General features: G+C 72.8%; 18 protein-coding genes, 2 tRNA genes and 1 pseudogene. 9 read left to right on the top strand and 12 right to left on the bottom strand.

The window, feature by feature from the left end; genetic code table 11:
* Positions 1-7 precede the first annotated feature (7 nt).
* The 4 genes from ACZ4YY_RS26385 to ACZ4YY_RS26370 all read left to right on the top strand — a co-directional run bounded on the left by ACZ4YY_RS26385 (position 8) and on the right by ACZ4YY_RS26370 (position 4,138).
* Positions 8-1,123, top strand: a complete 1,116-nt coding sequence (locus ACZ4YY_RS26385; RefSeq protein WP_468294972.1) for an SPFH domain-containing protein — start codon at positions 8-10, stop codon at positions 1,121-1,123.
* A 123-nt stretch (positions 1,124-1,246) separates the two neighbouring features.
* Positions 1,247-1,870, top strand: coding sequence for a lytic polysaccharide monooxygenase auxiliary activity family 9 protein (locus tag ACZ4YY_RS26380; protein ID WP_468294969.1), 624 nt, complete (start codon positions 1,247-1,249; stop codon positions 1,868-1,870).
* A gap of 113 nt (positions 1,871-1,983) precedes the next feature.
* Positions 1,984-2,442, top strand: coding sequence for a hypothetical protein (locus ACZ4YY_RS26375; protein WP_468294967.1), 459 nt, complete (start codon positions 1,984-1,986; stop codon positions 2,440-2,442).
* Between the two features lie 40 nt (positions 2,443-2,482).
* Positions 2,483-4,138 carry an AMP-binding protein gene (locus ACZ4YY_RS26370; RefSeq protein WP_468294964.1) on the top strand — a complete coding sequence of 552 codons (1,656 nt, stop codon included), beginning with the start codon at positions 2,483-2,485 and terminating at the stop codon, positions 4,136-4,138.
* Here ACZ4YY_RS26370 and ACZ4YY_RS26365 read toward each other — a convergent pair.
* From ACZ4YY_RS26365 to ehuB, 6 genes are all read right to left on the bottom strand, one after another.
* Positions 4,101-4,177, bottom strand: a tRNA-Lys gene (locus tag ACZ4YY_RS26365). The genes ACZ4YY_RS26370 and ACZ4YY_RS26365 overlap by 38 nt on opposite strands.
* Before the next feature lie 100 nt (positions 4,178-4,277).
* Positions 4,278-5,030 carry an IclR family transcriptional regulator gene (locus ACZ4YY_RS26360; RefSeq protein ID WP_468294960.1) on the bottom strand — a complete coding sequence of 251 codons (753 nt, stop codon included), beginning with the start codon at positions 5,028-5,030 and terminating at the stop codon, positions 4,278-4,280.
* Positions 5,031-5,235: 205 nt separating this feature from the next.
* Complete coding sequence (ehuA, locus tag ACZ4YY_RS26355) at positions 5,236-6,018, bottom strand: ectoine/hydroxyectoine ABC transporter ATP-binding protein EhuA (RefSeq protein ID WP_468294957.1); 783 nt, start codon at positions 6,016-6,018, stop codon at positions 5,236-5,238.
* A complete protein-coding gene (gene ehuD / locus ACZ4YY_RS26350; protein ID WP_468294954.1) occupies positions 6,008-6,658 on the bottom strand; it encodes an ectoine/hydroxyectoine ABC transporter permease subunit EhuD in 651 nt (216 codons plus the stop codon). Before ehuD ends, ehuA begins: the two co-directional genes overlap by 11 nt.
* The gene (gene ehuC, locus ACZ4YY_RS26345) at positions 6,655-7,299 is read right to left on the bottom strand and encodes an ectoine/hydroxyectoine ABC transporter permease subunit EhuC (protein WP_468294951.1); all 645 of its coding nucleotides are present in this window, start codon (positions 7,297-7,299) and stop codon (positions 6,655-6,657) included. Before ehuC ends, ehuD begins: the two co-directional genes overlap by 4 nt.
* Positions 7,296-8,210 (bottom strand): ectoine/hydroxyectoine ABC transporter substrate-binding protein EhuB, encoded by a 915-nt coding sequence (gene ehuB, locus ACZ4YY_RS26340; protein WP_468294948.1) that lies wholly within the window; start codon positions 8,208-8,210, stop codon positions 7,296-7,298. Before ehuB ends, ehuC begins: the two co-directional genes overlap by 4 nt.
* 47 nt (positions 8,211-8,257) lie before the next feature.
* Between ehuB and ACZ4YY_RS26335 the strand changes: the two genes are divergently transcribed.
* Complete coding sequence (locus ACZ4YY_RS26335) at positions 8,258-8,770, top strand: DUF3830 family protein (RefSeq protein ID WP_468294944.1); 513 nt, start codon at positions 8,258-8,260, stop codon at positions 8,768-8,770.
* A gap of 125 nt (positions 8,771-8,895) precedes the next feature.
* Here the strand turns inward: ACZ4YY_RS26335 and ACZ4YY_RS26330 are convergent, their stop codons facing one another.
* On the bottom strand, positions 8,896-10,299 hold the full coding sequence (locus ACZ4YY_RS26330) for an amidase (RefSeq protein ID WP_468294941.1): 1,404 nt from the start codon (positions 10,297-10,299) through the stop codon (positions 8,896-8,898).
* Positions 10,300-10,314: 15 nt separating this feature from the next.
* Positions 10,315-11,265, bottom strand: a complete 951-nt coding sequence (locus ACZ4YY_RS26325) for a D-2-hydroxyacid dehydrogenase (protein ID WP_468294938.1) — start codon at positions 11,263-11,265, stop codon at positions 10,315-10,317.
* Between the two features lie 191 nt (positions 11,266-11,456).
* Here ACZ4YY_RS26325 and ACZ4YY_RS26320 point away from each other — a divergent pair.
* The 3 genes and pseudogenes from ACZ4YY_RS26320 to ACZ4YY_RS26310 all read left to right on the top strand — a co-directional run bounded on the left by ACZ4YY_RS26320 (position 11,457) and on the right by ACZ4YY_RS26310 (position 14,459).
* Positions 11,457-12,247 (top strand): annotated as a pseudogene (locus ACZ4YY_RS26320) (maleate cis-trans isomerase family protein).
* A complete protein-coding gene (locus ACZ4YY_RS26315) occupies positions 12,244-12,975 on the top strand; it encodes a maleate cis-trans isomerase family protein (protein ID WP_468294935.1) in 732 nt (243 codons plus the stop codon). The pseudogene ACZ4YY_RS26320 and the gene ACZ4YY_RS26315 overlap by 4 nt, the downstream one beginning before the upstream one ends.
* Before the next feature lie 410 nt (positions 12,976-13,385).
* Positions 13,386-14,459 (top strand): LLM class flavin-dependent oxidoreductase, encoded by a 1,074-nt coding sequence (locus ACZ4YY_RS26310; RefSeq protein ID WP_468295492.1) that lies wholly within the window; start codon positions 13,386-13,388, stop codon positions 14,457-14,459.
* Here ACZ4YY_RS26310 and ACZ4YY_RS26305 read toward each other — a convergent pair.
* Positions 14,438-16,306 (bottom strand): putative bifunctional diguanylate cyclase/phosphodiesterase, encoded by a 1,869-nt coding sequence (locus ACZ4YY_RS26305; protein ID WP_468294932.1) that lies wholly within the window; start codon positions 16,304-16,306, stop codon positions 14,438-14,440. The genes ACZ4YY_RS26310 and ACZ4YY_RS26305 overlap by 22 nt on opposite strands.
* 324 nt (positions 16,307-16,630) lie before the next feature.
* On the opposite strand from ACZ4YY_RS26305, the gene ACZ4YY_RS26300 reads away from it, so the two are divergent.
* Positions 16,631-17,920 carry a M6 family metalloprotease domain-containing protein gene (locus ACZ4YY_RS26300; protein WP_468294929.1) on the top strand — a complete coding sequence of 430 codons (1,290 nt, stop codon included), beginning with the start codon at positions 16,631-16,633 and terminating at the stop codon, positions 17,918-17,920.
* A gap of 84 nt (positions 17,921-18,004) precedes the next feature.
* Here the strand turns inward: ACZ4YY_RS26300 and ACZ4YY_RS26295 are convergent.
* The 3 genes from ACZ4YY_RS26295 to ACZ4YY_RS26285 form a co-directional block, all read right to left on the bottom strand.
* A tRNA-Lys gene (locus tag ACZ4YY_RS26295) sits at positions 18,005-18,078 on the bottom strand.
* Positions 18,069-18,683: a bifunctional DNA primase/polymerase gene (locus ACZ4YY_RS26290; RefSeq protein ID WP_468294926.1), complete on the bottom strand. Its 615-nt coding sequence runs from the start codon at positions 18,681-18,683 to the stop codon at positions 18,069-18,071. The genes ACZ4YY_RS26295 and ACZ4YY_RS26290 overlap by 10 nt, the downstream gene beginning before the upstream one ends.
* A gap of 132 nt (positions 18,684-18,815) precedes the next feature.
* Complete coding sequence (locus tag ACZ4YY_RS26285) at positions 18,816-19,184, bottom strand: hypothetical protein (protein WP_468294924.1); 369 nt, start codon at positions 19,182-19,184, stop codon at positions 18,816-18,818.
* Positions 19,185-19,323: the final 139 nt, after the last annotated feature.

The raw sequence follows: 19,323 nt of genomic DNA, 5'->3' as shown, positions 1-19,323 counted from the left end.
GGCACGCATGAGCACGAACACGACCACTTCACCCACGCCCGACTCGGAGGGGCCCTTCCGGCCCGCCCGGCTGATCCAGAACGAGGCGACCACCGAGATCCCCGTCCACCTGCTGTTCCGCGACGAACCCGAGCCGCGGCCCGTGCCGCTCGCGCCCGCCGTGGTCGGCAGCCGTACGGGGACGGGGGAGCAGCCGCGGTTCCGGCGGCCCGCGCCGGCGAAGCCACGGCCCCTCGCGCAGGTCGATCCCGAGCTGGTGGAGCGTCCCGCCCGGGTGCTGCCCGGTGCGGCGGGGGTGGCCGCGGGTGCCTGCGGCGCGGCCGGCTGTCTGGCCGCCTCGTGGTGGGCCGGGGTGCTGCCGCCGCTCGTGGTCCAGGCGCTGGGGTTGCCCGCGTACGCCGGTGCCGGGCTCGGTCCGGCGCAGTGGGCGGCGTACGCGGGGGCGGGCGCGCTCGCACTGTTCGGGTTCGGCGGGCTGGCGCGGGGCCGGACCGGGCGGGCGTGGGTGCTCGACCTGTTCGGCCGCTACCGGGGCACGGTCCGGCGCACCGGCCTGCTGTGGGTGAATCCGCTGTTGCTGCGCCGGCGGGTCGACGTGCGGCTGCGGCACTGGCGCAGCGAGGCGATGCCGGCGGCCGACGGCAACGGGGTCGCGCTGCGGGTGGTGGCGCAGGTGGTGTGGCGGGTGCGGGACAGCGCGCGGGCCACGCTCGGGGTCGAGGACCACGAGGCGTATCTGCGCGAGTGCGTCGAGGCGGCCCTCGCGCGGATCCCGGTGGAGACGCCGGGCTCGGTGCGGGGCGGGGTGGAGGCGACGGGGGAGGCGCTGACCCGGCGGGTCGCGCGCGACGCGGGGGTGATCGGCCTGGAGGTGTACTCGGTGCTGCCGGTGCGGGTGGAGTACGCGCCCGAGGTGGCCGCCGCGATGCACCGCCGGCGTATCGCCGCGCTCGACGCCCAGCACCGGGCGTCCGTGCTGACGTCGGTGGTGGACTCGGTGGAGGACACGGTCACCCGGCTGACCATGCGCGGACTGGTGGAGCTGGACGACTACGAGCGCAAGGCGCTGGTGAAGGACCTGACGGTGGCGTTCTGCGCGGGCCGGGGCGAGCAGACGCCCTGACGGCCCCTCGAACACGGCCCGCGATCGGTATGGACATGTCCAACGGACGCCCATAATCTCGAACTTGGTCTAGACCTGCACGCACAGCTCACCGAACTCCCCACGTTCACCAGGAGCGGCAGCATGCGCACGAAGGCCAAGACGCAGAACAAGACGACGTGGTACGCCACCGCGCTCGGACTCACCACGGCGGGAGCCCTGGTGCTCTCCTCCGGCGGTGCGAGCGGCCACGGCTACACCGACCTTCCCGCCAGCCGGCAGAAGCTCTGCCAGAACGGCACGGTGACGGGCTGCGGCGACATCCAGTGGGAGCCGCAGAGCGTCGAGGGCGCCAAGGGCTTCCCGGCGGCCGGACCCGCCGACGGACGGATCTGTTCCGCCGGACACAGCCGGTTCGGCGCGCTCGACGCGCCCACCAGGCCGGGCGGCGGCGCCTGGCCCACGACCAGGGTGACGGGCGGCCAGAGCTACACGTTCCGCTGGCAGTTCACGGCCATGCACGCCACCACCGACTTCCGGTACTACCTCACCCGCCCGGGATGGAACCAGAACCACGCCCTGGCCCGCTCCGACCTCGACCTCACCCCGTTCTTCGCCGTCCCCTACAACGGCCAGCGCCCCCCGTCCACCCTCTCCCACACCGGCCGCCTCCCCACCGGCCTGAGCGGCCACCACGTCGTCCTCGCGGTCTGGACGGTCGCGGACACGGGCAACGCGTTCTACGCCTGCTCCGACGTCACGTTCTGAGCTCCGGACGCACCGGAGACTCAGAGCTTCCCTTGAGGCGGACGCACCGGCCGGCCGGGTACGTACCCTCCGTACCGGCCGACCGGGCCGGCGCTCGCGTTCGGGGGAACCACATGGACGTCCTCTTTCTCGTCGTGCCGTCGGTCGTGATCGCCGGCCTGCTCCTCGCCGCGTCCACGGTGATCCGCCGCTCCCGGCGGATCACCCGGGCCTGGGACGGCGGTCTCACCGCCGAGGCGCGCTGTCTGCGGGCGTACACGACGACCAGCGGGGGCGGCGGCAGGGTGCGTACCACCCTGCGCCACGTCTACGCGTTCACCACCCGCGAGGGCCGCCCCGTCCGCTTCGAGGAGACGAACGGCCCGGGCGCGATCGTCGAGGGCGACCTCGTCACCGTGCACTACCCGGCCCTCCGTCCCGAGCGGGCCACGGCGAGGCCCCCGGCGCGCGGCAGGCTCTTCGCGGAATCGGGATGCCTGCTGGCCTTCCTCGGTGCGGGCATCGCCTTCTGCGTCCTCTTCGCCGTCGCCTCGCAGGTGGTGCTCTCCGAGGCCGGCGCCCCTCTGCCGTAGGCATCCACATCTGACGATTCGTCAGCTACCGTGCCCGGTCATGAGGACCGCCGCCGGAACCGTCGCCGAACTCGTCTGCGCGCGCTGGGGGGACCACCGGGCGGGGCTGTGGTGCGGGGACGGTGTCCTCACACATCATCAGGTCGCCGCCGAAGCCGCGGCCCGTGCGGCGCTGCTCGAGGACCTGTTGCCGTCGGACGGGCCGCCGCACGTCGGGGTCCTGCTGGACAACACCCCCGAGTTCCCGCTGTGGCTGTCCGCCGCCGCGCTCGCCGGAGCCGCGGTCGCCGGGATCAACCCGACCCGCCGGGGCACCGAACTCGCCCGGGACGTCCTGCACACCGAATGCCGTCTGCTGGTCACCGAGCGGACCCACCTGCCGCTGCTGCGTGGCCTCGACCTGCCCGGTGTACGGCTGCTCGTCGTGGACGGCGAGGAGTACGCGGCCCTGCTCGCCCCCTACGCCGGCGCCCGCCCGGACCCCTCCCGTGCCACCCCCTCCGACCGGCTGCTGCTCTGCTTCACCTCCGGTTCGACCGGCGCCCCGAAGGCCGCGCTGTGCACCCAGGGCCGGCTGGCCGCGGCGGGTCGTTCCCTGGCCGGGGAGTTCGGCGTCACCCCGGACGACGTGCACTACGTCTGCATGCCGATGTTCCACGGCAACGCGGTGATCGCCGACTGGGCGCCCGCGCTGGCCGTCGGGGCGGGCGTGGCGCTGCGGCGCCGCTTCTCGGCGTCCGGTTTCCTCGCGGACGTGCGGCGCCACCGGGCGACGTACTTCACCTACGTGGGCCGCGCGATCCAGTACGTCCTGGCCACCGAGCCGTCCGCGCACGACCGCGACCACCGGCTGCGGCTGGGCTTCGGGACGGAGGCGGGCGCCGAGGACGCGGCGGCGTTCGAGCGGCGGTTCGGCGTCCGGCTGGTGGAGGGGTACGGCTCCTCGGAGGGCGGTGCGGCCGTCCGGTGGTCGCCGGGGACACCGGCCGGCGCCGTCGGCCGCGCGGGACCCGGGCTCGTCGTCCTGGACCCGCGGACCCGCGCCGAGTGCCCGCCGGCCGTGTTCGACGCGGCCGGCCGGCTGCTCAACGGCGACGAGGCGATCGGGGAGCTGGTGAACCGGGGCCCGAGCCCGTTCGAGGGGTACTGGCGCAACCCGCGGGCGGAGGCGGAGCGGCGCCGGGACGGCTGGTACTGGACGGGCGACCTGTTCTGCCGGGACGCCGAGGGCTTCCTCTACTTCGCGGGCCGCGCCGACGACCGCCTGCGCGTCGACGGGGAGAACCTGGCCGCCGCGATGATCGAGGCCGTCCTCGCCCGGTACGAGGGAGCCGTGGCCGTCGCCGTGTACGCGGTGCCGGACCCGGTGACCGGCGACCAGGTGATGGCGACGATCGTCGGGGACTTCGAGCCGGACTCCTTCGCCGCGTTCCTGCGCGCCCAGCCGGATCTGGGGACGAAGATGGCGCCCCGCTTCGTGCGGGTGGTGGAGCGGATGCCGGTCACCGCCACCCACAAGATCCACCGGGCGCTGCTCAGGAGTGAGGGCGTGCGCTGCGCGGACCCGGTGTGGTGGCGGCCGCCCGGGGAGGGGGCGTACCGGCTGCTGACCCGTGAGGACGCCGAAGGGCCCCTCGTGTCCACGAGGGGCCCTTCACTGGTGCGCCGCCAGGGACTCGAACCCCGGACCCGCTGATTAAGAGTCAGCTGCTCTAACCAACTGAGCTAGCGGCGCATGACTCTCGCCCTCCGCCTCTCGGCGGCCTGCGACGAAGAAAATAGTACCTGGTCCGCGCGGGTGCTCCCGACCACCGTCGACGGCGGCGGCGCGGCGGTCAGATCGCCAGGGACAGCAGGACCGGCGTCGCGTTCCGGTTCAGGGTGTCGGCCGCCTCGCGCAGGCGGTGGGCGTGTTCGACGGGCAGCGACAGGGCCAGGCAGCCCACCGAGGATCCGGCGGTGATCGGGACGGCCGCGCAGACCGTGCCGACGGCGTACTCCTGGAGGTCCAGCACCGGGACCGTGGGCGGCTGGGCCGCGAGCCGGGACAGCAGCAGCTTGTCGCTGGTAATGGTGCGCGAGGTGAGACGGGCCATCTTGTGCCGGGAGAGGTGGTCGCGGCGGCCGTTGTGGTCGAGCTGGGTCAGCAGGCTCTTGCCGATCGCGGTGGCGTGGGCCGAGCAGCGGAAGTCGACCCACTCGTTGACGACCGGCGTGGCCGGGCTGTCGGCGTACTGGTCGATCCTGATCTCGCCGTCGACGTACCGGCTGATGTAGACAGCGGCGCCGACGGAGTCGCGCAGCCGGTCCAGGGTGTGCTGGAGCTTGTCGCGCAGGGCCTGTGCGCGGTGGTGCGCGGAGCCCAGGCGGGCCAGGGTGGCCCCGGTGACGTAGGCCCCGTCGGTGATCTGCTCGACGTATCCCTCGCGGCGCAGCATCAGCAGGAGCGGGGTCAGTCGCTCCGGGCCGAAGCCGGTCTGGCGGGCGAGTTCGACGTCGGTGACGCCGGTGGCGTGCCCGGCCACCGTCTCCAGGACGCGCAGCGCGTCCTGGGCGGAGTGGTTGGGCGTGGTCGGCTCGAGCCTCATGACGGTCCCCCTCGTGTTGAAGTCCTGGGGTCGAGCAGCTGAGTATCACGACCACGATAACGGCCAGGGGGGCGGCGGGGAGGGCTTGTTGACGAGAATCCGGTGCGGGTCCGAGCCCGTCAACTGCGGCGCCGACCCGGAGGCATATGCCAAAGGCATTCCCCGCCGCCGCAACCTGCGGTGATCGTGTGATCACCTCACGTAGTCACAGGACCGCGCTGAGGAACTCCCGGGTGCGCTCCTGCTCGGGCGCGCTGAAGATCTTCTCCGGCGGACCCGACTCGATGACCCGCCCGGAGTCGAACATCAGTACCTGGTCGGAGATGTCCCGGGCGAAGTTCATCTCGTGGGTCACGCAGAGCATCGTGATGTCGGTGCTGCGGGCGATGTCCCTGAGGACGTCGAGGACGCCGGCGACGAGTTCGGGGTCCAGCGCCGAGGTCACCTCGTCCAGGAGCAGCACCTGGGGCCGCATCGCCAGTGCCCGCGCGATCGCGACCCGCTGCTGCTGGCCGCCGGAGAGCCGGGACGGCTTGGCGTCGCACTTGTCGGCGAGGCCCACCAGGTCGAGCAGCTCGCGGGCCCGTTCCTCCGCCTCGTCCTTGGACAGGCCGAGCACGGTCACGGGCGCCTCGGTGAGGTTCCTCAGCACGCTCATGTTCGGGAACAGGTTGAACTGCTGGAACACCATCCCGATCTTCTTGCGGACCTCGCGGACCTGCTTCTCCGGCGCCGGGAACAGCTGCTGCCCGTCGACGGTGATCGTGCCCTCGTCGGGCTTGGTCAGGGTCATCAGCAGCCGCAGGATCGTCGTCTTGCCGGAGCCGGACGGCCCGATGAGGGTGACGTGCTTGCCCGGCTCCACGCAGAAGTCCAGGTGGTCCAGGACGGTGTTGTCCCCGAACCGCTTGGTGACCTGGTCCAGGCGGATCAGCTCGGTGCCGGTGGGGACGGTGGCGGCGGGGATCTTGCTGGTGTCAACGGACAAGGCGTCGCTCCAGGGTGCGCAGGAGGAGGGAGGCGAGGTAGGAGACCACGATGAAGGCCACGCCGATCACCGTGACCGGTTCGGTGAACTGGAAGTGCTCCTGGGAGAAGAGCCGCGCGCGGCCCAGCATCTCCAGCACGGTGATCGTCATCAGCATCGGCGTGTCCTTGAGCATCGCGATGACGTAGTTGCCGAGCGCCGGCACGACCCGGCGGACCGCCTGCGGCAGGATCACCGCACGCCAGGTCCTCGTCCGCGGCAGGTTCAGCGCCGTCGCCGCCTCCCACTGGCCGACGGGCACGGCGTCGATGCCGGCCCGGTAGACCTGCATCGTGTACGTCGAGTAGTGCAGACCGATCGCGACGACACCGGTGACCATCGCGGACAGGGTGAAGCCCCACTCGGGCAGCACGTAGAAGAGGAAGAACAGCTGCACCAGCAGCGGGGTGTCGCGGACGAACTCCGTGACGACCCCGACCGGCCACTGCACCCAGCGGGTCGGCACCCGCATCAGCAGCGCCCACACCAGCCCCAGCGTGAACGAGATCAGCGAGCCGAGCACCAGTGCCTGCAGGGTGACCAGCAGCCCGTCGCGGAACATCGGCATGAAGTCGCCGACGGCACTCCAGTCCCAGTTCATCGCACACCTGCCTTCAGACGGTGCTCGAGCCCTCGCATCACCCGCGTCAGCAGGAAGGCGATCACGAAGTAGATGAGCAGGACGTACGTGTAGATCTCCGCGCTCTCCTGGAGCGCGAGGCGCACCAGGTTGCCGCTGAAGGCGAGGTCGCCCATGCCCATGACCGACACCAGCGCGGTGCCCTTCAGCAGTTCGATCAGCAGGTTGGAGAAGGGCGGGACCATCTCCGGCACCGCCTGCGGCAGCAGGATCTTGCGCATCCGCTGCCCGGGCGTGAAGCCGAGTGCGATGCCGCCCTCCCTCTGTGCGGGGTCGACGGCGTTCAGCGCGCCGCGCACGATCTCGGCGCCGTACGCGCCGTAGGTCAGGCCGAGGGCGAGCGTGCCCGCCCACATCGGCACCAGCTGCCAGCCGAAGGCGGGCGGCAGCACGAAGAACACCCAGAAGATCATGACCAGGGCCGACGTGCCGCGGAACACCTCGGTGTAGAAGCCCGCGAGGAAGCGGACGATCCACAGCCGGTGGGTGCGCGCGACACCGACGGCGAAGGACACGACGGCCGCCAGGGCCGCGCTGAACACGAGGAGTTGGACGGTCGTCCAGACCCCCTGGAGGACGAGTTCCCACAGTCCCGAGGTCATCCGCCGCAGAGCTCCTTCGCCGTGAGGTCGGTCATCTCGGCCTCGGTGAACCCGAAGGGCTTGAGGATGCGGAACAGCTCGCCGCTCTTCTTCAGCTTGCGCAGCTCGACGTTGAAGGCGTCCCGCAGCCTGGTCTCCGTCGGCCGGAACGCGAATGCGCCCCCGTCGACGTGCGGTCGGCCGCCGACGAGCGGGGCGAAGGGCCTGGTCGCCTCCGCCTTCCTCGACTTCTTCACCACCTCGCGGGTGGTCAGCGCCGTCCCCGCGAACACGTCGACGCGGCCCGCTTCCACGGCGTTCAGACCGGCGACCTGGTCGGGGACGATGAGGATGTCGCTCTCCTCGTAGCCGGCCTCGACGGCGTACTGGATCTCGGCGTATCCCGTGCCGGTCGCGAACCGCGCCTTCTTCTCCACGACATCCCGATAACTGTGAAGATCCTTGGGATTTCCCTTCCTGACGATGAAGGAATCCAGCATCTGATAGTCGGGATCGGCGAATATCACCTGCTCGCAGCGTTCCGGGTTGACGTACATCCCGGCGGCCACGACGTCGAACTGCTGGGAATTCAGTCCGGGAATCAGCGAACCGAACTCGGTGGGCACCGGCTGCACCCTGCCGACCCCGAGCCGCTTGAATATCACTTTCGCCAACTCGGGCGCCTCGCCGGTGAGATGCCCGTTCTTGTCGATGTAGCCGAACGGAATCTCACCGGCGATCCCGAGCCGTACGACGCCCTGGGCGCGCAGCCGGTCGAGCAGTTCCCCGCCGGGCGTGGACGAGGCGGTGGCCACGCGTGAGCAGCCCGTCGCGCCCACCGCGCCGAGCGCCGCCACCCCCGCGAGCAGCGACCGGCGTGTGGGCTTCGGTATGCGTGCGTTCTGTCTGACGTGCCTGTTCGGTGGAGCCATGGCGGCGCGGCTACCCGGGACCACAGGAGTTATGCACCATGGAACACATGGCTGATCGCTACATCGACGTGTCGTTGGACAGGCGGGAAATCCATTGCACGGCAAAACTGCTGGACGACCGCGCGCCGGTCACCTGCGCCGCCGTCTGGAACGCCCTGCCGCTCGCCGGTGACGTCTATCACGCGAAGTACGCCCGCAACGAGATCTACGCGCTTTTCCCGCCGTTCGCCGACCGGGAGCCGCCCCTGGAAAACCCGACGGTCACACCGATTCCAGGAGATCTCTGCTATTTCTCCTTCGCCGGAGCGGAGTTGGGAACCCGCGCCTACGGCTACGACCGCGAGGTCCGTGCCGGGACGACGGTCGTCGACCTGGCACTCTTCTACGAGCGCAACAACCTGCTGCTGAACGGGGACGTCGGCTGGGTCCCCGGCATCGTCTGGGGCGAGGTCGTCGAGGGCCTGGAGGCGATGGCCGAAGCCTGCAACGACCTGTGGCGCACGGGCGCGGCGGGGGAGACCCTGCGGTTCTCCCGGAGGGAGGCCCCGCCGGGGAACTGACCCACCGGAACAACCGGGAAGCGCGGGCCCGCACCGCCTCGGCCACCACCGGCCCCCGGAGCGCGGGTACCGCGGCGAGGCGACGGCTCAGGTGAGCCGTGACAGCTCGAGCGGTACGACGACCACTACGCCGACAGCCCGGTGTGGCAGGCCGGGCCGGCCCGCCCGGAGGTCTCGTCGAGGGCGTGCGCCGCGCGCAGCACCAGGTCGTCGCGGTGACGGGCGGCCACGATCTGCAGGCCCACCGGCAGACCGTCGTCGTCCGTGCCCACCGGGACGCTCGCCGCGGGCTGCTGGGTGAGGTTGAAGGGGTAGGTGAAGGGGGTCCAGCCCGTCCAGCGCCGGTGCCCCGAACCCCTCGGGACCTCGGCGCCCGCCTCGAACGCCGTGATCGGCAGGGTCGGGGTGAGGAGCAGGTCGTAGGTGTCGTGGAAGCGGCCCATCCGGCGCCCGAGGTCCATGCGGACGTCCACCGCGGCCAGGTAGTCCAGGGCGCTGGACCGGGCGCCCTGCGCGCTGATCTCCCGCAGCCCGGGATCGAGCACCTCCTGCGGCAGACGCCGGGTCACCCGGGCCGCCCCCGCGAACCACAGGGTGTGGAAGGCGTCCACCGGGTCGCTGAAGTCGGGGTCGGCCTCCTCGACGTAGGCGCCGAGCCCCGCCAGCCGCTCCACCGCCCGCCGCACCGCCGACGCCACGGCCGGACGTACCGCGACCTGGCCGCCCAGCGACGGCGAGTACGCCACCCGCAGGCCGCGCACACCCGCGCCGAGCGCCGCCGCGAACGACCCTCCGGCCGGGCCCAGCGCCGACCAGTCACGGGAGTCGGGCACCCCGATCACGTCCAGCAGCAGCGCCGCGTCCGCCGCGTCCCGCGTCATCGGCCCGACGTGGGCGAGCGTGCCGAAGGCACTGGCGGGGTAGAGCGGCACCCGCCCGTACGTCGGTTTCAGTCCGAAGATCCCGCAGAACGCTGCCGGGATGCGGACGCTGCCCCCGCCGTCGGTGCCCAGCGACAGCGGCCCGGCGCCGAGTGCCACGGCGGCCGCACTGCCGCCGCTGGAGCCGCCCGCCGTGCGGGCCGGGTCGCGGGGGTTGCGGGTGACGCCGGTGAGCGGGGAGTCGGTGACGGCCTTCCAGCCGTACTCGGGCGTCGTCGTCTTGCCGAGGAACACGGCGCCCGCCTCGCGCAGCCGCGCGACGGACGGGGCGTCCTCGTCCCACCGGCCGTGCGGATCGACCGCCCGGGAGCCGCGCAGCGTCGGATGACCCTTCAGCAGCAGGATGTCCTTCACCGTCACCGGCACACCGTCCAGCGGCCCGGCCGGCTCCCCGCGCCGCCACCGCTCCTGCGCGGCGTGCGCCTGCGCGAGCGCCTCCTCGGGCAGCAGCCGGACGAACGCGTTCACCTGCGGTTGGATCCGCTCGGCCCGCTCCAGGGCCGCGCGGGTCGCGTCGACGGGGCCGAACTCGCCCTTGCGGTAGCCGTCGAGGAGCCGGCCGGCGGTGAGGTCGGTGAGGTCCGTCATGCACCCTCCAGGGCGTCAGTGTCCGGGCACGTACCCGCGGGTCTTGTCGACCACGTTCGGCAACGGCCGGCCGGCCGCCCACCGTTCGAACAACTCGACGAACTGCGCGCCGAGTTCGTCCCGCCAGCCGACCGTGTCGCCGCTCATGTGCGGGGACACCAGCAGGCCCGGCACCCGCCACAACGGACTGTCCGCGGGGAGCGGTTCGGTCGTCAGGACGTCCAGCGCCGCGCCCGCGATCCACCGCTTCTCCAGCGCCTGCACCAGCGCGTCCTCGACGACGAGCTGTCCCCGGCCGACGTTCACGAAGCACGCGGAGGGCTGCATCACGCCGAAGCGGCGCAGGTCGAACATGCCGTGGGTCCGCTCGGTCAGCGGGGCGGCGGCGACCACCCAGTCGGCGCGGGCGAGAAGCCGGTCGAGGTCCTCCGGGCCGTGGATGCCGGTACGCGGGACGCGGCCGACGACGGCGGTGGTCACCCCGAGCGCCTTCAGCGTGCGGGCGATCGCCCGGCCGATCGGTCCCGACCCGACGACCACCGCGCGCGTCCCGGCCACCCGCCGGCCCTCCCGGTGGCGCCACTCGCCCTGCCGCTGGAGGTCCCAGGTGCGCGGCAGGTCCTTCGCCATCGCCAGGACCAGCGCGGCCACGTACTCGGCGATCGGCTCGTCGAAGACCCCCCGCGCGTTGGTCACCACCGTGTCCGAGGCGGCCAGCTCCGGACACATCAGATGGTCCACGCCCGCGCTCGCCGTGTGCACCCAGCCCGGCCGCGGCCCCTCGCCCGGCCAGGCGGCGCGCACCGCGTGCGAGGCGAAGTCCCACACCAGCAGCACGTCCGCCTCCGGCAGGCGGGCGGCGAGCGAGGCCTCGTCGGTGTGCACCACCCGCACCCGCCCGGTGAGCCTGCCGAGCCGCGGCGGGGGCTCGGCGTCGAGGACCAGGAGCGTGGGGACGGCGGACATCCGGATGCCCCTTCCTCGGGCGGACGCGCGGGACAGACGGGGTCGGGGCCGTCGTGCGCCGGCCGACGTCCGTGACCAAGCGTCTGACGTGCACGGATTGACCACGTTCGCACCCGAACCTACCGTCGTCAACACGGCAGTCGCCACGGTCCGTTGCCCCATCCCGTCTCCCGGTGAGGGCGGTGCCCGTCATGGACGTCACCTTTCTCGGCGGCCCCCGCGCCCAGCGCGGCCTCGGGGTCGTCGGCCCCTTCGACTTCGCCCTCGACCGCGAGCTGTGGCGCTGGACACCGGACGACGTCTGTCTGCACCTCACCCGCACGCCCTACGTGCCCGTCGAGGTGAGCCTGGACCTCGCGCGCCGGGTCAGCGAGCACGAGACGCTCGGCGACGCCGTCCGCACCCTGATCGCCGTCACCCCCGAGGCCGTCGCCTACGCCTGCGCCTGCGGCAGCTTCGTCGGCGGGCTCGCCGGGGAGAGGGCGATGTGCGAGGCGATGACCCGGGCCGGGGCGGTGCCGTCCGTGACCACGTCCGGCGCCCTCGTGGAGGCGCTGGCGGAGCTCGGTGTCCGCCGGGTGGCGCTGGTGACCCCGTACACCGAGTCGGTGACGCGGGCCCTGGCCGAGTACGTCGGGCAGGCGGGCGTCACGGTCGCCGGGTGCGCGTTCATGGGCCTGACCCGGCACATCTGGAAGGTGCCGTACCGGGCCGTCGCCGACCTGGCGCGGCGGGCGGTGCGCCGTCCCGCCGACGCCGACGCGCTGTTCATCTCCTGCACCAATCTGCCGACCTACGACGTGATCCCCCAACTGGAGGCAGAATTTCGCATACCGGTCATCTCGGCCAACCAGGTCACCATGTGGGCGGCCCTGCGCCGGTTGGGTACCCGGGCGGTAGGGCCGTATCAGGCTCTGCTGGACGAGGGGCGCGGCAGTGGCCCCCCGCACTGCCGGAAGAGCAGCAGGAAGGCTGGACATGACCGCACTCGGAATCCTCTACCCGGGCCACTCGGCCGAGGACGACTACCCCCGTATCGAGCAGCTCCTGGGCAGTGACATCCGGGTGGACCTGGTCCACACGGACATCGGCGAGGACGCGCACCGCGTCGAGGCGCTGCGGCAGATGGGCGCGCCCGAACGGCTGGCGGCGGGTGTGGAGCAACTGCGGCTGTCCGGCGCGGAGGCGATCGTGTGGGCCTGTACCAGCGGGGGCTTCGTGCACGGCTGGGACGGCGCCCAGGAGCAGGTGCGCTCCCTGGCCGTCAGCGCCGGGATGCCGGCCTCCTCGACCTCCTTCGCCTTCGTGCACGCCGCCCGGGAGATCGGCGCGGGCCGGGTCGCCGTCGGCGCCACCTACCCGGACGACGTGGCGCGGCTGTTCGCGGAGTTCCTGCGGGCCGGCGGGATCGAGGTCAGCGGGCTGCGCGGCTCCGGCGTCGTCACGGCGGCGGAGGTCGGCACCTGGGGCGAGGAGGAGGTGTTCGCGCTCGCGCGGGGCGCCGACACGCCCGACGCGCAGGCGGTCCTGCTGCCCGACACGGCCCTGCACACGGCCGCGTACCTGCCCGCCCTGGAGAAGGAGCTCGGCAAGCCGGTCCTCACCGCCAACCAGGTGACCGTCTGGGAGGCGCTGCGGCTGGCCGACCGCCGGGTGAACGCACCGGGCCTCGGCGCGCTGTTCACACGGGAGCCGATCGTGCAGGTGTGACACGGGGGCGCGCCGGGGGGACGGGCACCGGGGCGCGCGGCTGGTAGGTGCCGGTGCCGGTGCCGGTGCCGGGCACGTGGCTTGCTGGTGTGGGGTCCCGGGGGTGGGCGCCAGGCCGCTCTGTTCGCTCGCGCCGGTGTGCCGGGACCCGCGTTGCTGGGCTTGCTTCGGTGTGACCCGGGCCCGCGTTGCCTGCTCGCTCCGGTGCCACGCCGGACCGCTGCCCGCTCGCGTCGGCGCCGTCGTCGGCGTCGGGAATAAGCGGGGACTGCCTCCTGTTAGCGGTGCGAGGACATCGCACGCCGAGATCAGGAGGAACCGTGGCGCCAGACGAGCAGCCGGCAGACCGGAAGGCGGCAGACGGGGCGGCCGACCGGGCGGCGCCCGGGGCGAACCCGGCCGACGACGGGATACGAGGTGTCACACACGGCTCGGCCCCCGCCCCCCTCTCCGTGCTGGACCTGGTCACCGTCGGCTCCGGCCGTACCGCCACCGACGCGCTGCGCACCGGCGTCGACCTCGCCCGGCTGGCCGAGGCGCGCGGTTTCCACCGCTACTGGGTCGCCGAGCACCACTCGATGCCGGGCGTCGCCTCCTCCTCGCCCGCGGTGATCCTCGCCCACCTCGCCGCGCACACCGACCGCATCCGTCTCGGCTCCGGCGGCGTGATGCTGCCCAACCACGCCCCGCTCGTGATCGCCGAGCAGTTCGGCACCCTGGAGGCGCTCGCCCCCGGCCGGGTCGACCTCGGTCTCGGCCGCGCCCCCGGCACCGACGGCGCCACCGCCGCCGCCCTGCGCCGCACCGACCGGCCGGGCGAGGGCGCCGACGACTTCCCCGAGCAGCTCGCCGAGCTGACCCGTTTCCTGGACGACGACTTCCCCGACGGCCACCCCTACCGCCGTATCCACGCGGTGCCGGGCCCCGTCCAGTCGACGTCCCCCGGCGGCGTCCAGCCCCGCCACCGCCCGCCGATCTGGCTGCTCGGCTCCTCCGGCTTCAGCGCGCGCCTCGCCGCCCTGCTCGGACTGCCCTTCGCCTTCGCGCACCACTTCTCCGCGCAGAACACGATCCCCGCGCTCGACCTCTACCGGGAGCACTTCCGCCCCTCCGAGGTCCTCGCCGAGCCCTACGCCCTCATCGGCGTCTCGGTCCTCGCTGCCGACGACCCGCGCGAGGCCCGCCGCCAGGTCCTCGCCACGGGGCTGAACATGGTCCGTCTGCGCAGCGGCCGCCCCGGCCTGTTCCCCACCCCGGAGGAGGCGGAGGCCCACCGGTTCAGCCCGCTGGAACGCGAGTTCGTCGACTCCTGGACCGCCAACATCGTCCACGGCACCCCGGACGAGGTCCGCACCGGCCTCGACGACCTCCACAAGCGCACGGGCGCCGACGAGCTGATGCTCACCACCCACGCCCACCGGGGCGAGCTGCGCCTGCGCTCCTACGAACTGCTGGCCGACGCCTACGGGTTGCCGACCGCGTAGGACGCCGTCGTCCCCAGGAGTTCGGAGATGCGGTCCGGCGTCACCGGGCGGGAGTAGAGCCAGCCCTGGCCCGTGTCGCAGCCGATGCTGCGCAGCCGCGTGGCCTGGGCGGACGTCTCCACGCACTCGGCGGTGACGGTCAGGCCGAGCCGGTGGGCGAGGTCGATCATCGCCTCGACGACGACCTGGTCGGCCGGGTTCGGCGGCGCCCCGGCGCCCTCGTACTGGAAGCCCCGTACGAAGGAGCCGTCCAGCTTCAGGACCGAGACCGGAAGCCGGCTCAGGTAGGCGAGGTTGGAGTAACCCGTGCCGAAGTCGTCGATGGCGATGTTGACGCCCATGTCGCTGAGCGCCTGCAGGGCCTGGAGGGGACGTCCGGCCGAGCCCATCACCGCGGACTCGGTCAGCTCCAACTGGAGCAGTTGCGGGGCCAGCCCGGTCTCGGCGAGGATCTCCGCCACGTCCGCCACCAGGTCGGAGTCCCACACCTGACGCACCGCCACGTTCACGCTGACGAACAGCGGCGGCTCGTCGGGGTTCTCCACCTGCCAGTCGCGCGCCTGCCGGCAGGCGGTGGCCAGAACCCAGCGGCCGAGCGGCACGATCGAGCCGTCCTCCTCGGCCAGTGCGACGAACCGATTCGGCGGCAACGGCCCGAACCGCGGGTGGTCCCAGCGCACCAGCGCCTCCACACCCCGCAGCCGCCCGTCCGACATACCGACCAACGGCTGGTACTCCAGCCGGAACTCCCCGCGCTCGATGGCGGGCCGCAGCGTGGACGCCAGCGCCTGGCGGGTCATCAGATGGGCGTTGCGCTCCGGGTCGAACAAGGTCCAGCGGTCCTTGCCGTCCACCTTCGCCCAGTACAGCGTGGTGTCGGCGGCCTGCATCAGCCCCGTCGCGGTGGTGCCGGCCGCGAGCCGCTCGACGACCCCGATCGACGCCGACACGTTCAGCCGGTGCCCGGCGAGGTCGAACGGCGCCTGCACCGCCTTCAGCACCGACTCGGCGAGGTCGGCGAGCTGCTCGGTGCCCGTGGAGTCCTCCACCAGCAGCGCGAACTCGTCGCCGCCCAGCCGTGCCACCAGCGGCACGCTCGGCCGGGTCCGCCCGGCCTCCTGCGCACACACCGTCAGCCGCTCGGCGACGGCGGCCAGAAGCCGGTCGCCGACCCGGTGACCGAGCGTGTCGTTGACGGCCTTGAAGCCGTCGATGTCCAGGTAGCACAGCCCGATCCGGCCGGTCCCGCTCTCCTCGTACTCCTCCGCCTCCAGCGCGCCCGAGACCCGCTCGAAGAACAGGGTGCGGTTGGGCAGCCGGGTGACCGGGTCGTGCATCTGGAGGTGGCGCAGCCGGGCCTGAAGGTCGCGCTGGGCGCTGACGTCGGCCACCGACAGCAGGATGCCGCCCGGTTCTCCGGTCAGGGGGGCGACGGTGACCTGCGCCCACAGTGAGCGCCCGTCGGGCTGCTTCAGCCGCCGGGTACAGCGCAGTTTCGCCTGCCGGCCGCGCAGCACCTCACGGTAGGCGTGCCAGGTGCGCGCGTCGGACGCCAGGTCCAGCAGGTCGGCCGCGACCCGCCCGACCAGGCCCGCGGGCCCGCCGCCGAGCATCGCGCCGAGCGCGTCGTTGGCGTCGGTGACCAGGCCTCCGCGGTCCACGACGGCCATCGCGAGAGGCGCCGCCGCGAAGACGGAACGGTAGGCCGGCGGCCCGCTGTCAGTACCCCCTGCCGCGTCGACGGCACCCCACCCGTCCCTACGGGGTGGCGCCTGAATGTCACTCTCTGTGACGGCGGACCCGTCGAGGTCTGCCGCGGGCGTCGGCCCTTCGGACGTTCCGCTCACCGCTCGCTCCCGCAGTGCACTCGATCCCTGTCCGCGCAGCAAAGTGTGCCGATCATAGAGGCTGGCCCCGGACTTGCGCAGCCACTGCACAGTGTCCCGGAACGACCCACCCTTCTGACAGATCGTTTCTGCCCGCACGTGGCCCGGTTCTGCGGGTGGTCGACCACTTGTGACGTTCCGTGAGTATTCGGGGGTGTCGGAGGGGGTCAGGGGGTGTCGGCGGGTGTTGGGGGTTCCCACCAGTGATGCCCGGATTGGCCGTCCTCACTCATCTGGTGCAGATAAACAGGGCGTAGCGCGACAAACCCTCACAGGCTGGATGCGGTGTCCCGTGAACCGCTCCCGGAGGTCTCCGTGCCGCGACAGCTCCCGCGCCCCCGACTGCGCAGCACAGCGGCCGTGTCCACCGTCCTCTCGGCGCTCGCCGCGACCTCCCTGATCAGCGGCCCCTCGGTCGCGGAGCCCCTCACCACCGCGCCCTGCGCCCTCAAGCGCACCGACGCCCACCACTCCGAGGGCCTGGACACCTGGAACACCGCCTATCCGCGGCCCGCCCGCACCCTCGACGCCGTGATGGTCTTCCTGTCCTTCCCGGACTGGGAGCCGATGACCGCACCCGCCGAACTCGCCGCCGACCACTTCCCGGCCACCAGCACCTACTTCCGTCAGGCCTCCTACGGCAGGTTCACTCTGCGCGCGCATCCGCTGAACCACTGGATCCGCATGCCGAAGCCGTCCACCGCCTACGCCATACGGCGGGACTGGAACGCCGAGGACCGCGCCGCCTACCTGCGCGACGCGCTCGCCGTCGCCGACCGCCGGGTCGACTTCTCCCGCTACGACGTCGTCTACTTCGTCGCCGACCCGGACGCCCCCGGCGTCGACTCGGACGCCACCAAGGTCGTCAACCTGGAACGCCCGCTGCGCGCCGACGGCACCGCCATCCGCCGGGTCGTCACGGTCTTCGAGCAGCACCCGCCGGACCGCCTCGTCCTCGCCCACGAGACCGGCCACGTCTTCGACCTGCCCGACCTCTACCACCGGCCCACCGACGGCAAGGGCGACTGGGACACGCACGTCGGCGACTGGGACCTGATGGGCAGCCAGTTCGGGCTGGCCCCCGACCTGTTCGCCTGGCACAAGTGGAAGCTGGGCTGGCTGCAACCGCGCCAGGTGGTGTGCGTGCCCTCGGGGGCGCCGACCCGGCTGACGCTGGAGCCGCTGGCCGCCGGTCCGGGCGTGCCGACGACCCGCGTCTCGGGCGCGCCGGCCTTCGGGCTCGGCAACGGCGCCAAGCTCGCGGTGGTGCGCACCGGCGCCGGCAGCGCCCTCGCCTTCGAGGCGCGCGGCCCGGTCGGCAACGACCGCTCGGCCTGTCGCGCCGGGATCCTCGTCTACCGCGTCCGCAGCGGCGCGGAATCCGGCCGCGGCCCCGTCGAGGTGATCGACGCCCACCCCCGCACCGAGGCCTGCTGGGAGGACTCCGTCTACCCGCCCCTCGCGGACGCCCCGGTCGGCCTCGGCGAGAGCTTCACCGTGCCGGGGGAGGACGTACGGGTGGAGGTCGAGGGGCGGACGGCGGCGGGAGCGTGGACGGTGCGCATCACGCGATAGCGGGCCGGGTCCGCGCCCGGCCGGCCCTCTGTCCCGCGCACACGCGAAAGGCCCCTCGCTTCCGCGAGGAGCCTCTCCGTGTCGTGCGCCGCCAGGGACTCGAACCCCGGACCCGCTGATTAAGAGTCAGCTGCTCTAACCAACTGAGCTAGCGGCGCCTGCTGACGTCGTAGACCTTAGCACCCTGGTCGGCGGGGTGAGAAATCGATATCCGCACCGCCGTGCGGGCCGCTCGGACGGCCGCCCAGAGCAGGATGTCGGGGCCCGGCAGCCAGGGGTGGCGGGTGTCCGGGGCGACCATCCAGCGGGTGGCGGCACCCGTCGGCGCGGGGATGAGCGCGGGCACGGTCACGGCGTCCCCGTTGCCGTGGCACAGCAGCGGCGGGACGGTGCCGGTACGGCCGTCCGGGCGACCGCCGGCGCTCCACTCCTCCCACTCCAGCAGCGACGGCAGCCGCTGTGCCGTGCCCGGCGCGGCGAACAGCAGGGTCCGTCCGCGGAACGCGGCCACCGGCCCGGAGCCCGGCCCCTCGCTCCACAGCCGGTCCAGCATCAGCCGCCCGAACATCGCGGGCGCGCTCACGATGTCGAAGACGGAACCGCAGGGCAGGACGACCGGGGCGTGCGGCCGCTCCTCCCACAGGGCCAGCGTGCTGCGGGGGTAGGTCCTGGCCGAGGCCAGCCAGGCGGCACCGTCCGCGGTGACTCCGGCCGTGCCGGCGCCGCACCGTTCGGTGGAGGGGGCGTCCCATGCGCTGCTCATGCCGACCATGTCTACCCGTTGTGAGCGGGCGGTTCCGCAGGGTTGCCGGAAATCGTGACAGGAGGGACAGGGAAGAGGTATCTTGCCCACCCGGCATATGCCAGGGGGCGCATGCAGGGCTCGCGGCGGGCCTCACAGGGGGTCGGCGTGCCCCCGCCCCTCGACCTCCCCGCGCATCAGATCGCGGCCGAACTCGACCATCTTCTTCGCGTAGTCCTCGGTCCACTCGGCCCGCTCGGCGATGTCGGCCGGCGTCAGCCGGTCGAACCGGCGCGGGTCGGCGAGCTGGGCCGCCGCCACCGCCTGGAACTCCATCGCCCGGTCGGCCGCCGCCCGGAACGCCTGCGTCAGCTCCGTGGCACGCGTCAGCAGCGCCCGTGGGTCGTCGATCGACTCCAGATCGAAGAAGTGCTCCGGATCACCGGCCGCCTCGGCGGGCTCGAAGAGCAGGGGCGCGGGGCGTAGCCGCGGTTCGTTCCGACGCGGCGTGGGCTCCGCCATGTCGTCTCCTCCTCATGCACTCGGAATGGCACCACAGGTGAGCGGACCACCTTCCATTGTCCCCCGGCCCCGCAAGAGGGCCTGAACCCGCGCACCCGAACCTCCTCAAGGCCTCAGGGATCCTTGCACTGTGCCCGCC

This window comes from Streptomyces sp. NPDC030143 (assembly GCF_055573695.1).
This window is presented reverse-complemented; position numbering and strand designations above follow the sequence as displayed.